Raw genomic sequence first — 13,640 nt, forward strand, 5'->3', positions numbered from 1 at the left:
ATACCCAAGTAACCTCAAGATGCTAGGTTGCGAAAGCGATGCTTTGTTTGTCAATTTGTGCGCTTGCCAGCGTTAATGGAGCAAAGCGTGTCTGGCATTTGGGATGGGAAAAGAAATTTTACAGAATAGATAGGACTTTTCCGGAACTGGCTGTTTAGATAGAAGTCTAGTGGTATACCCTTGTTTTTCGGTGCTTTCATAACTATATGTCGAATTTGTTCTCAACAAGGGAAAAACAAACCTAAAATTATTCTGAACAGTCAGGTTGTCTCTGACCTGAATATAAAGTATCACTATAAAACTTTGTTCATAAAGTCGTATTAAGATTGCCATGGATAAGCTAGGTCGTCAGAACCTAATCCCCAGGCAAAGCATTCAAAAGGACAGGTATTCATGCGAAACATTTCCAAACGGATATGTGTAGCGTATCTGGGCATTTTCTCTGCCTTTTCTGTAGCAGCAGAAAACTCAGATACGTTGATACAAAAGCGGCTGAAGTACGCTCAGGCTCAGTCGTTACTTGATGCAAGAAAAGTGGAAGAATACCAATCGATAAGACCAGATATCGCTGACTATGTACTCACTCCTTATACCGACTATCGGGCTTTTCTAGTCGATATTGGCAAACGAAGCATTGAAGAAGTCAGTTATTTTCAAAAGCAACATTACATTCTACCTTTTTCAAAGCGCATTCGCGCTTCCTACCTGGATGGTCTGGCAAAAGAAAAAGACTGGGAAACCATTTTTCGCTACCAGACAACCAAACCGCGTGGTGAAACCTATCAGTGTTATTACTACTACTCTCAGTTGATTCATGGTGATAAGAATCAGGCTTTAAAGGGCGCTGAATCTCTATGGCTGAGCGGTAGCAGTGTTTCTTCAGCTTGTGATGATTTGTTTGAAGCCTGGCAAAAAGCAGGGCTAAGAACCGACGACAAAGTTTTAGATCGAATGGTGCTGGCGTACGAAGCGCGAAAAGGGCGCATGCTGACCTATTTGAAAAAGCTACCAGAAAGCAAAAAAGCCAAAGCAGAAGCGGAGAAAATTGCCAAGCTTTACCGTGCTCCACAAGAGATAGGACGCTTCGCTAAAAAGTCGTATGTTACTCCAAGAAATCAAAAGCTTGCCTGGCATGGCTACCGAAAGCTGGTGAGAGCCAATGCCGAGGAAGCGGTTAAGCAGCTCAATCTGGTCGTGTCTGGACAGAAACTGACTTCTGAGCAGAGACAACAACTCGCGGATTACACCGCGTTCAGATTAATCAATACCGATTCCGAAGAACTCATTGCGTGGCGCGATAAGGCTATTGCCAAGTCCAGCAATAGTGCTCTTATTGAGAGAAGAGTGCGCTTAGCGTTGCAACATGCAGACTGGAAAGGTGTAAAAAATTGGATAGCTAAGTTACCAGACGACAAAAAGTCCGGATTACGTTGGCAGTATTGGTTGGCTCGTTCTGAGATTGAGTTGGGCGAAACTGCTTCGGGTGAGCAACGTTTAGAATCCTTGCTTGGTAAGCGCCATTTCTACAGTGTTGTGGCTGCTCAAACCTTGGGAACGCCAATCAAATACGACATTAGTAAGAGTGAACCAGACTCGGCTTTGGTAACCCAACATCAGGCGACGTTGGACAGAGTACATGAGTTGATCGCTTTAGATAAAATTGCTGCTGCAAAAAGTGAGTGGCAATGGTTGTTGCAGCGTACTTCTGCACAGGAGAAAAAAGCACTGGCCCATTACGCTTCCAACCAGAAGTGGTCTCACCTAACTGTAAAAGCGTCTATTGCAGCAAAAGTATGGGATGAAATTCATCTGCGTTTCCCAATAGCTCACCGCTGGTGGTTTGAGTTTTATGGCGACAAGTACAACATAGAGCCCATTACCCTAATGTCTCTGGCACGCCAGGAAAGTGCGTTGGATGTACAGGCTCGCTCTCCTGTTGGGGCACGAGGGATCATGCAAATTATGCCTGCCACAGCAAAGTACACCGCCAGAAAGTTCGGTATTCCTTACAAAACGCCGAAAGAACTGAATGATGTGAAGAAGAATATCGAAATCGGCAGCCAGTATTTGAGCTACCTGCTCGACCAATACGACGGCAACCGTATCTACGCCTTTGCGGCATACAACGCAGGACCTCACCGTGTAAAACGCTGGCGAGAAAACAGCGCACAGAAACTGGATGTTTTTGCCTTTATTGAAGCAATCCCATTCAAAGAAACCCGCGGGTATGTTCAAAATATCTTAATGTTTGAATCGTATTACCGTTTCTTAAGCGGCACGAAAGGCGATTTCCTCACTAAGAATGAAAAGGAAGAGCGATACTAAGGGCTGAAAGAAGCGCAATAAAATTTGCGCTTCTTTACTGCACCTTCTAGCCACTTGAGTATAAAATGGTGAGGAAAAAGTCACTGAGAGAAATTTATGTCACCAGAGCCAGAGTATCAGGAGTGGCAGGACGTTATTGATTTGGTTGCGAGAGCAACGGAAGAAGACAAACATGGTATGTTGTTGACCATGTTAATGACTCCTGATGAAAGAGAAGCCATTCAAGCCCGAGTGAATATCTTTAATGAGCTGCTAAAAGGTGAACTGTCTCAACGACAAATTAGCCAAATGTTAGGGGTCGGTATCGCAACCATCACCCGCGGTTCTAACGAACTGAAAAACAAATCAGACAAAGAAAAAGCGTCGTTAGAAAACTTACTGAAAGAAGTGAAAAGCTAAACGTTACGTATATCAGGCAGCAGATGCTGCCTTTTGTGTTTCAAGGGATGCAATATACAGAAAGCTATATATTGTCAGGGAAAAGTTCAGGGTTGATGAATGGGATCAGCGCCAGAATTAATGCCTGATGATAGACCGAGCTTCGAGTCAGAACATTACCAGTTAGCAAGCTGATGGCCCCGCCTTTTTGTTTGATGTTATCCGTTCCGAAAGTGTTATCCATGACATCCCCAAGTTCTTTTCCAGCATGCACCTGTTCCACAACTTTTGGGGGAAGCGGAAGGCTAGATGAACGAGACTCCCCACGCTTATTCCCAGATTCAATCACCATCCAAGCAAAGGTGTCATTCCCTTCGTTACCCGCTTCTAACCCTACGTAAAAATGCGCGTTAGGCTGAGCATCTCTTGCATTCTTGACCCGGTTCAGCGCGCCTGTTTTGGTTTCCTGATTCGACATGGGTTGATCGGCAACTTCGCTGGGAACAGAGATTCCTTCGAATTCGAAATGTTCTTCTGGCAGCGCTTTTGCAAACGCACTTTTTACAGCATTGATTTTTGCTGGGTTTAAAGAGGCGACGACGACTTTTTTCATTTTTAGTTATTCCATGCTTCTAGCCAGACGCATACAGGTCTGCTTTCCATCCCTTTAACTGCTCAAGAGACATCGGCTGACCGAAATAGTATCCCTGCATATAATCGCATCCGCTTTGAAGAAGCCAGGTATGCATTTGCTGGCTTTCAACACCTTCCGCAGTGACAGAGATATTTTGCGAGTGGCAAAGTTCTATCAAAGGCTTGATTATATGCTGCTTATTGGACTCCAGCATAGCCAGCAGGAAACCGCGATCGAATTTAATTTTCTGAACCGGATACTGAACTAACTGGGTAAAAGACGTGTAGCCTGAACCAAAGTCGTCGATTGCCAGTTCAAACCCTTGAGAGGAAAGCTCATGAAGCAGTGGGTAGCCCTGACTTTCTGCTGCAAAGGTTTCAGTGATTTCAAAATCAACCTGATGATAAGGGATTTGGTATTGCTGAGCTTTCTGTTCAATGAACGTGGCAAGCTGACATGAGTCCAGCTCGGCAGAAGACAAGTTAACGGAAAGCTGAACGGGTTGTTCAAACAAGCTTTGTATCTGATGGAAGTTGGAAAAGGCTTTTTCAATAACCCAGCGATCTATAGTTTCAAAAAGACCCGTCTGTTCTGCCAAGGGTATGAATTCAGATGGCTCTACTGTTCCTAGTTTTTGAGAGTTCCACCTCAACAAGGCTTCGACCCCCACCACTTTGGTGCCACTAGAATTCATATACGGCATATACACCAAAGAAAACTCGTCTTGATAATCCGCTCGGCGCAATGCGCGCTCAATACTGCTAATACGCTGAACTTCTTTATCAAGTGCTTTGGAGTAGAAGGTGTATTGATTCTTACCTGCTCGCTTAGCCTGGTACATAGCGGTATCAGCATTGGAAAGCAGGTGTTCGATGTTGTCCCCGTCCATAGGGTAGGTGGCAACACCAATACTCACAGTAATGGGGAATGTTCCAACCGGAGAAATAAAGCCAGATTGCAATGGCTGAAGTATGCTCTGGCAGAATTGATGAATGATGGAGGTTTCCAGCTCCGAGCCTGAAATATAAACGGCAAACTCATCTCCCGACAGCCGAGAGGACAGAATTCTGACCTGATGCTTGGTGGCCATTCGTTCTTCCAGCTGGTTTAAGTTCTTAGCAAACTGCACCAGCAGTGCATCACCGATCTTATGACCGTATTTGTCGTTCACAAACTTGAAGTTATCGAGATCGATATAGAGGATACAGTGCTTCTCTTCTTCATCGGTATCCTGCGTAAGTGCCAAGGCTTTCGCCACCTGAGATTGGAAATAACGTCGGTTAGCGAGTTTGGTAAGCTGATCCATTTCAGCCAGCTGTTTGGTCTTCTGATAGTTGTCTGCCAGGCTCTGATACATCTCATAAAACTTATGAGATAGATGACCAATTTCGTCGTCAGTGTCCAGACGTTGAATGTTTGCTCGCTGGCGATTCTCAACTTCCCTGAGCTGCTTGGCTAATCGAGTAATAGGGAAAATAACGTAGCGATAGAAAAGCAGGATTAGCAAAGAAACGGTGATGAAAGAGGACATGCTAAAGGCGATAAGCAGTTTGAAGAGGATTTCACCGAGTTTGTTTTCTACGACGAAGCTGGAAGGGTCTAGCGTTGCCCATCGGGTTGGAGAGAGCTGGACGCTATGAGTGAGCTCTCGAGTATGTGTTGGAGGTTCTGGTGCGTAAGTCAGTACGGTCAGATGCTCTCTTTCCAGTGCGTGCCTCAAGTTGTCGTATTCCGTGGTTTCTATCATGGCAACAACGACAAAGAAGTTTTCAGGGATAATGGCTTGTTTTGCTGAGGAAAATGTCTGCCTGTTGTATATATCATACTTTACTAATACTCCCCCCGCTTCCTTGTTGAATAGGTACTCTGTCTGAGACCATATTCCATTCTGAACGCCTTGCTTTACAAAAGAGGCAATCTTTTTATCCAGCCAGGAATAGGGGTCGACCTGATTTTCAACATAATAGGTAGTGCGAAACTGATTATCCAAGATGCCTAACGCAGCAAAATTCCCATTGTGTACAGTGAGGTCGGTAAGGGTCTGGTGCAGGCTTCGGCTGAGTTCGAATTCTCGATAGGGGTTGTGGGTGTCGTTGAAAAAGCTTCGAAGTACATCACTGTGGCTGAGTGTGTAGGTATAACTATTGAGAAAGTTGGCAGCTCTTGAATAATGGCTGGCAAGCTTCTCCATATTGAGCTGGATGGAGCTTTTCTCAAGCTTGATTAATGCCGTGTGCTGCCCGAGGTAAATGATATAACTTGATATTGCGGCACTGAGTACAACGACGGGAATTATTAAGAGTAAGGTTCGTTTGCTTAACTTCATTCTTTATTTTTACGTTTCATCAATGAATACGACCTACCCAAACTGAGGTAATGCGCGCTGAATAAGGTTGGGTTTTCACGCAATGCGGACGCTGAATTTTAGGAGCAACTTACCTTAATTTACTGGCTTTGTAGTGTGAGAAATGACTTAACTTTAAGAATTTGGGGGCGTTATTCGTGGAATATGCGTGCAAATGGAAGTAAGCTCACTCTTATATGAAAAGAGTGAGCGAAAGCGAAATTACATAGAATTTAGGGTGTTAAATGGGTTCAGTTTTACAATTAACCCAGAGAAACCTGAGTGGCTTCGACATTTTCAATTGGGTAGCAACCCAGCACTTTCAGATGAGTGGTCAACTTGATCAACTCTGTGATGGCGCTGTCCATTTCATCGGAATCAAGGTGTGCTTCCAAATCGACATAAAACATTTCTTCCCACGGGTTACCCATGATTGGGCGAGACTCCAGCTTGGTCATGTTGATGCCATAGCGTTGAAGTACCAACAAGCTTTCAACCAGAGAGCCGGCTTTTTGAGAAGTAGACATAATCAACGTCGTCTTCGCTGGAATTTGGGTCGAAACTTCCACTGGCTTGCGGGCAACAACAATAAAGCGAGTGTGGTTTTCGGTTTGATTTGCAATGTTTCCCTGAATTGGCTGTAACCCGTATAGCTTGCCACTCGATGCGTTGCCTATTGCGGCGACGTCTTTGCGATCCAATTCTTTTACTTTCTGCATGGCATCGGCGGTACTGACACAAGATTCAAGTGCAACGCCTTTCATTCTGGATAAAAATTCACTGCATTGCTGATGTGGTTGCGGGTGCGAATACAGGGTCTTTATGTCTTCCAGTCGAACATCAGAAGTGGCCACAAGACAGTGTTCAATTGGCAGAGTAAGTTCACCAACGATATATAGAGTAGTGTGTTGCAGCAAGTCATAGACCTCATTGATGGAACCCGAACTGGTGTTTTCAATTGGTAATACACCGTAGTCCGCGTGACCAGACTCTACCGTCGAAGCCACTTCTTTGAAGTGTTCGCAGTTAAGCTCAATCAACTCAGTATTCTTACGGCTGAAATACTGATGACTGGCTAGGTGTGAATATGAACCTTTTGCTCCCAAGAATGCGACGCGAGCTAATGGTTTACGGCTTTCACTTGGGTTAAGCAGGTTCTGTAAGTATGCCTGCTGAAGGAGCACCGAATCTTCAATAATGGTGTGAAAAATTTTGGTGATGTAGGGTGCATCCAATTGATATTTGTCTTTGCCGTTATTGATAAGCTTGACCAGCAGTTGTTGCTCACGTTTCGCGTCTCGCACGGGCTTTGAAGTTTCGACTTTGCTCTTTGCCACTTCAATGCTGAGTTCACGTCTTTCCGAAAGCAGCTTAAGAAGTTGGTCATCCAGTTGGTTAAGACGTAATCTGATAGCGTCTAATCTGTCTGTCATTTGATTATTATCCTTATTAAAAAAGCCTCCCGTTTGGGAGGCTTTCTGTTCGTTTTTGACTTTTCTTTCAGTAAACGACTTCTGCCCCCAATGCTAGGAGATAAAAAAGAAGTCAAAAAAGAACAGGTTAGTTGAACGCATAAATACTTTTCATTGGTGAGTGTTTATACACAATAAGCAAAGCGGCTATCTATCGTCAAGTAAAAAAAGTGGCACCTATTGGTGCCACTTCTTCATGAATCTAAGTTGGGTTTATTCTGCCTCTTCCAATTCAGGCTTATTCGAATGGCTTGCACGCCTTGCGTCTGGTTTATGGCGCAGTTTATTCAGTTGTCTCTCTAGTTTTTGTTCTACTTCATTGACTGCGATGTACAGATCTTCGTGCGTTGCAGAAGCAATAAGCTGACCTTTTGGTACTGAAATAACAGCTTCTATCTTCTTCTGCTTATTTGGCTCTTCGCTGATGGTTGCCTGGCAACCAATGAATTCAACTTGCCACTTCTCTAGTTTTTTAAATTTACCCTCAATGTGATTACGGATGGCAGAGGTGATGTCGATGTTTTTACCAGTGATGTTTACTTTCATATTTGTTTTTCCTCTGTTTCGTCCCTCATGGGTTAACTCCAGATTACTTATTGGGCTCGAAAAGAATGTGATTAAGATCAATTTCTGTTTGAGGAAATTCAACTTCGAATACGAATGTGATCTCAGGCAAAAGGCTGATTAAATTCTGAAAAAAATGCTTGTTGAACAGAGAAAAGTGAGTAGATTGGTAAGAGTCAGCACGCTAAAAATACTCTATTTTTAGGGGCTCAGTACGATTCTCAAAACCTACCTGATTAATCTTTGTTCTAAGTTATTTTGTGAAGTGTGTCACTTTATAATCTTGTGCTTAATTTCCAGTGAATACAAAAAAAGCAGCCGAAGCTGCTTTCTGAAATTGTGCTGCCCTAAACAGGGTTCAATTCGATGAGTTGCTGTGTACGGTCAATCGCATCTTGCAGCCCCAGCATCTTGTAAGCCTCTAACTGAATAAGCAAAGACTTACGCGCAGCTTCTGTATCAGGGAAGGTCTTCTGCAATTCCTGACAACGGTTGATGGCGGCGATCCACGCTTCTCGACGCAGATAAAAGTCTGCTGTTGCTAAATCGTATTCTGCCAAACGGTTTTTAAGCGCAAACATACGCTGCTGTGCATCTTCTGCGTATGGGCTGTTCGGATAACGTTGCAATAAACGTTTGAAATCTGTGAATGCCGATTTTACCGGTTCAGGATCTCGGTCAGAACGATCTACGTTAAATATATCGTGCATGAAGTTCCGATCTTGCGCCATGTGAGTTAAACCGCGCATGTACAAAACCCAATCTGATTTTTCATGAGTTGGATTTAAACGGGTAAAACGAGCGATAGTCGCCAGCCCTAAAGCCAGATCGTTGTTTTTATAGTACGCATAGATCAAATCTAGCTGTACTTGCTCTGAGTAAGGTCCAAACGGGTAGCGTGAATCCAGTGCTTCCAGTTTGTCTATTGCGGTCCGCCAGTTACCTGTTTGAAGCGATACTTTCGCATCAGAGTACAATTCTGCTGGTGGCACATCAGGCACAACCTCTTTGCTGCTAGAGCATCCAACCAGAAGCCCTAAAGCCAATAAGCCCGACAATGTATGCTTTTTCATGTCCGCACTTCGTTCCTTACAGTAAATATTTCTTAGTGTCCGTTACTTTCTTTTCTGTTAACGGATACAATGACGCAATTCTATTATTTTATCCATACTAGTGGGTATTAGTCTCACGGTTTTTAAAAAAGTTCGATATGGCTCAGCAGATTGAATTAACAAGCACAGTAAAAGACAACCAATTAGGCCAGCGTTTAGACCAGGCGGTTGCAGAACTCTTCTCCGATTTTTCTCGTTCTCGACTTAAGGAATGGCTGAAAGAAGGAAAGATTCAAGTGGATGGCGAAGTTGTCACCAAACCTCGTTTGAAGGTGATGGGTGGCGAGGAAATCATTCTCCACGCAGAGTTAGAAGATGAAGAGCGCTGGGAAGCGCAAGACATTCCTCTGAATATCGTTTATGAAGATGACGACATCCTGGTCATCAACAAACCGAGAGACTTTGTCGTTCACCCAGGGGCGGGCACGCCTGATGGCACGGTTTTAAATGCATTACTGCACCATTACCCAGACATCGCCGAAGTGCCTCGTGCTGGTATTGTGCACCGCCTTGATAAAGACACCACTGGGTTGATGGTGGTTGCGAAAACGGTTCCTGCCCAGACTCGTCTGGTTCGTGAACTGCAAAAACGCAACATAACGCGTGAGTATGAGGCAATTGCCATTGGTCGTATGACTGCTGGCGGTATGATTGAAAAGCCAATCGGTCGTCACTCAACCAAACGCACCTTAATGGCAGTGAATGAATTGGGTAAACCTGCGGTAACCCATTATCGTGTTGCGGAACATTTCCGTGAACATACGCGTATTCGACTTCGTCTTGAAACAGGTCGTACCCACCAGATTCGTGTGCACATGTCTTATCTTCAGCATCCACTTCTTGGAGATACACCATATGGTGGTCGCGCGCGAATTCCAAAAGGTGCATCTGAAGAGTTAACGGAGATGATCCGCGCTTTCGACAGACAGGCGCTGCACGCAGTGATGCTTCGATTCGCTCACCCGGTGACAGGTGAAGAGCTGGAATTCCATGCTCCTGTTCCTGATGACATGGTTGCAATGGCGGAAGCACTGCGCATAGATACTAAAGAGAATCCTCTAGACGACTATTAGTTAGAAATTGATAGTTATAAGAGATTGATAACATGGAACTGATTTATCCAAACTGGAATGCCCCTTCAAACGTCAAAGCCGTGAGCTCGACTCGCATCGGCGGTGTATCGTCTTCACCCTACCGAGGGCTTAACCTGGGTACTCATGTGGGTGATGACGAGCGCTTGGTCGAAGAAAATCGAAGTCGGCTTATATCAAAGGCATCGATGCCGACGTCTCCCGTTTGGATGAATCAGACCCATTCCACTCGAATCGTAAATTTAGTGGAAACTACCGATAACATCCTAGATGGCGACGGTGCAGTCACCAATCAATCGGGTATCGTATGCTCAGCGATGACGGCCGATTGCTTACCTGTTCTATTAACAGACAGTCAAGGAACACAAGTTGCTGCAGTTCATGCCGGTTGGCGTGGATTGGCAGATGGCATTCTAGAAGAAGCGTTATCGCATTTCTCTGGCAATGTGATGGCGTGGCTGGGACCCGCCATCGGGCAAAGTGCCTTTGAAGTAGGTGAAGATGTTCGAACCGCGTTTAGCGATGTACTCCCTCAAGCGGCTGATGCTTTTTCTGCAGGAGAGCTAGAAGGTAAGTGGTTTGCTGACATGAACTTACTGGCAACACAAAGGTTAAATAAAGAAGGCGTTTCACGAATCTTTAAATCTGAACTTTGTACTTACAGCGACCCTCAACATTTTTACTCCTATCGTCGCGATGGTATTACTGGTCGAATGGCTAGTTTTATCTGGCTTGAATAAAAAACCTCTCTTATTTAGCTAAGGAATGGAAGTGCATCCACTTACTTAGTTTGCCCCCTTGAAATTGTCGAATGGCGTACCTATCTCCTAACCTAGTTAAAGAACAACAAAAGGTTGGAGGTTGTTATGCGTCTCGATCGTTTTACCAGCAAATTCCAGGTTGCTATTTCTGACGCACAATCCTTAGCACTCGGGCGCGATCATCAGTACATCGAGCCTGTCCATCTTATGGTGTCGCTGCTTAATCAAGATGGCAGTACCATTCGTCCACTGTTAACAATGCTAAATGTGGATGTGGTTCAGCTTCGCTCAAAGTTAAGCGAAATGATGGATCGCCTACCCAAAGTCAGTGGAATTGGTGGTGACGTTCAACTGTCATCGGGAATGGGTACGCTCTTCAACATGTGCGACAAAGTGGCACAGAAGCGGCAAGACGCCTATATCTCCTCTGAAATTTTCCTTCTCGCAGCTATCGAAGACAAAGGTCCTTTAGGGATCCTTTTGAAAGAGCTGGGCTTAACCGAGCAAAAAATCTCGGGGGCAATTGAAAAAGTGCGTGGAGGTCAGAAAGTAGAAGATCCTCACGCCGAAGATAAACGCCAAGCGCTCGAAAAATTTACCATTGATCTGACTGAACGTGCGGAACAGGGCAAGCTAGACCCGGTAATTGGTCGAGACGATGAGATTCGTCGAACTATTCAGGTGCTTCAACGCCGCACCAAGAATAACCCTGTAATTATCGGTGAACCTGGTGTCGGTAAAACGGCTATTGTTGAGGGGCTTGCTCAGCGCATCATCAATAATGAAGTTCCGGAAGGGCTTCGCGGACGCAGAGTTTTGTCTCTGGACATGGGCTCTCTAGTTGCTGGTGCCAAATATCGTGGTGAATTTGAAGAAAGGCTGAAGTCGGTTCTCAACGAACTTTCCAAAGAAGAAGGCAATATCATTCTTTTCATCGATGAACTGCATACCATGGTAGGGGCAGGAAAAGGTGAAGGATCTATGGATGCAGGAAATATGTTGAAGCCTGCATTGGCTCGCGGAGAACTGCATTGCGTGGGCGCGACTACTCTGGATGAATATCGGCAGTACATCGAAAAAGATCCCGCACTTGAACGTCGTTTCCAAAAAGTGCTGGTGGACGAACCTTCGGTGGAAGACACCGTTGCCATTCTTCGTGGGTTAAAAGAAAGGTACGAATTGCACCACCACGTGGAAATTACCGATCCGGCTATTGTTGCGGCTGCAAGTTTGTCACACCGCTACGTATCGGACCGACAGCTGCCTGACAAAGCGATCGATTTGATTGATGAAGCAGCTTCAAGTATTCGAATGCAAATAGACTCCAAGCCCGAGTCATTGGATAAGCTGGAACGAAAAATCATCCAGCTTAAGATAGAGCAGCAAGCACTAGTCAATGAACACGATGATGCAAGTTCAAAGCGCTTAAAAGCCCTGAATTCAGAACTGGAAGAAAAAGAACGAGATTACTCAGAGCTAGAAGAAATCTGGAAAGCAGAAAAAGCGGCGCTTTCTGGTACTCAACATATAAAGAGTGAGTTAGAACAAGCGCGCATGGATATGGACTTTGCTCGCCGAGCTGGCGACTTGAACCGTATGTCCGAGTTGCAATACGGACGTATTCCTGAGCTAGAGAAGCAGCTGGATCTGGCAACCCAAGCAGAAATGCAAGAAATGACGCTGTTGAAGAACAAAGTGTCAGACGCCGAAATAGCAGAAGTGCTCTCCAAGCAAACAGGGATTCCGGTATCCAAAATGTTGGAAGCGGAAAAAGAGAAGTTACTTCGAATGGAAGAAGTGCTTCATAAACGTGTGATTGGTCAGCAAGAAGCAGTTGAAGTGGTGTCCAATGCCATTCGACGCAGTCGTGCAGGTTTATCGGACCCAAATAAGCCGATCGGTTCCTTCTTATTCTTAGGTCCGACTGGTGTGGGTAAAACCGAACTTTGCAAAACCTTGGCAAGTTTCATGTTCGACAGTGAAGATGCGATGGTACGTATCGATATGTCGGAATTTATGGAAAAACACTCGGTTGCAAGATTGGTGGGCGCGCCTCCTGGTTATGTCGGTTATGAAGAAGGTGGCTATTTAACAGAAGCCGTTCGCCGTAAGCCTTATTCCGTGATTCTTCTGGACGAAGTCGAAAAAGCACATCCAGATGTATTTAATATCCTGCTTCAGGTTCTCGACGACGGTCGACTAACGGATGGACAGGGAAGAACTGTCGATTTCCGCAATACCGTAGTCATCATGACATCGAATCTTGGTTCCTCTCGTATTCAAGAGAACTTCGCGACGTTGGATTACGACGGAATGAAAGAAGAAGTAATGGAAGTGGTCAGCAAGCACTTCAGACCGGAATTCTTAAATCGTGTCGACGAAAGTGTGGTATTCCACCCACTGGGTAAAGAGCACATCAAGTCGATTGCTTCTATACAGCTCACTCGTTTAGGCAACCGAATGGCTGAAAAGGGATATGAGTTGGAAGTGTCGGAGAAAGCGTTGGATCTTATTTCAGAAGTTGGCTTTGACCCGGTTTATGGTGCGAGACCTCTTAAGAGAGCGATTCAGCAGAGTGTCGAAAACCCACTAGCCAAAGCGATTCTTGCTGGAAAGGTGAATCCAGATAAGAAAGTCCAGCTATTAGTGAATAAGGACAGAATCATTGCTCACCAAGCTTAGATTCGAAAAGTGTGATTAATAAAAGAGGGATTTATCCCTCTTTTTGCTTATTTGCAGCGCGCTTTGATGTAATTCTGAGCAATCAAACGCTTGGCATGAACTTTTTTTCAAATTTGGGGTTGCGCCATTAAACGAAGTCCCTATAATGCCGCCTCGTTGTCACGGATTAATCGCGATAACAGGGCAAATTAACTGAGTTGAAAAAAGTGTTTGACACAACAACTTAACTGGCTAAAATGTCCGTCCGCTTTGAGAGAAAAACTTCTCGAAAAGCCAA

Annotated in this window: 10 protein-coding genes and 1 other annotated feature; of the genes, 5 read left to right on the plus strand and 5 right to left on the minus strand. The window is 44.8% G+C overall.

Annotated elements, in window-relative coordinates; genetic code table 11:
* Positions 1–393: 393 nt before the first annotated feature.
* Together sltY and trpR are read left to right on the plus strand one after the other, a co-directional pair.
* Positions 394–2,325, plus strand: a complete 1,932-nt coding sequence (gene sltY / locus RH89_RS00885) for a murein transglycosylase (protein WP_004397941.1) — start codon at positions 394–396, stop codon at positions 2,323–2,325.
* Between the two features lie 96 nt (positions 2,326–2,421).
* The gene (gene trpR / locus RH89_RS00890; RefSeq protein ID WP_004397943.1) at positions 2,422–2,724 is read left to right on the plus strand and encodes a trp operon repressor; all 303 of its coding nucleotides are present in this window, start codon (positions 2,422–2,424) and stop codon (positions 2,722–2,724) included.
* Positions 2,725–2,788: 64 nt separating this feature from the next.
* Here trpR and yjjX read toward each other — a convergent pair whose 3' ends face one another.
* From yjjX to RH89_RS00915, 5 genes are all read right to left on the minus strand, one after another.
* Positions 2,789–3,316, minus strand: coding sequence for an inosine/xanthosine triphosphatase (gene yjjX / locus RH89_RS00895; protein WP_004397951.1), 528 nt, complete (start codon positions 3,314–3,316; stop codon positions 2,789–2,791).
* Positions 3,317–3,335: 19 nt separating this feature from the next.
* The gene (locus tag RH89_RS00900; protein ID WP_004397952.1) at positions 3,336–5,663 is read right to left on the minus strand and encodes a putative bifunctional diguanylate cyclase/phosphodiesterase; all 2,328 of its coding nucleotides are present in this window, start codon (positions 5,661–5,663) and stop codon (positions 3,336–3,338) included.
* Between the two features lie 281 nt (positions 5,664–5,944).
* Positions 5,945–7,114 carry a prephenate dehydratase gene (gene pheA, locus RH89_RS00905; protein WP_004397953.1) on the minus strand — a complete coding sequence of 390 codons (1,170 nt, stop codon included), beginning with the start codon at positions 7,112–7,114 and terminating at the stop codon, positions 5,945–5,947.
* Positions 7,115–7,129: 15 nt separating this feature from the next.
* Positions 7,130–7,253 (minus strand) — a sequence feature (Phe leader region).
* Between the two features lie 113 nt (positions 7,254–7,366).
* Positions 7,367–7,699 (minus strand): ribosome hibernation-promoting factor, HPF/YfiA family, encoded by a 333-nt coding sequence (gene hpf, locus RH89_RS00910; RefSeq protein WP_004397954.1) that lies wholly within the window; start codon positions 7,697–7,699, stop codon positions 7,367–7,369.
* A gap of 365 nt (positions 7,700–8,064) precedes the next feature.
* On the minus strand, positions 8,065–8,790 hold the full coding sequence (locus RH89_RS00915; RefSeq protein WP_004397955.1) for an outer membrane protein assembly factor BamD: 726 nt from the start codon (positions 8,788–8,790) through the stop codon (positions 8,065–8,067).
* 137 nt (positions 8,791–8,927) lie between these two features.
* Here RH89_RS00915 and rluD point away from each other — a divergent pair, with 137 nt between their 5' ends.
* From rluD to clpB, 3 genes are all read left to right on the plus strand, one after another.
* A complete protein-coding gene (gene rluD, locus RH89_RS00920; RefSeq protein ID WP_004397956.1) occupies positions 8,928–9,902 on the plus strand; it encodes a 23S rRNA pseudouridine(1911/1915/1917) synthase RluD in 975 nt (324 codons plus the stop codon).
* A 32-nt stretch (positions 9,903–9,934) separates the two neighbouring features.
* Positions 9,935–10,660: a peptidoglycan editing factor PgeF gene (gene pgeF / locus RH89_RS00925; protein ID WP_004397957.1), complete on the plus strand. Its 726-nt coding sequence runs from the start codon at positions 9,935–9,937 to the stop codon at positions 10,658–10,660.
* Between the two features lie 126 nt (positions 10,661–10,786).
* A complete protein-coding gene (clpB, locus tag RH89_RS00930; protein ID WP_004397959.1) occupies positions 10,787–13,363 on the plus strand; it encodes an ATP-dependent chaperone ClpB in 2,577 nt (858 codons plus the stop codon).
* The last annotated feature ends 277 nt before the right edge of the window (positions 13,364–13,640 follow it).

Source organism: Vibrio nigripulchritudo ATCC 27043 (genome assembly GCF_000222685.1).
Taxonomy (GTDB): Bacteria; Pseudomonadota; Gammaproteobacteria; order Enterobacterales; family Vibrionaceae; genus Vibrio; species Vibrio nigripulchritudo.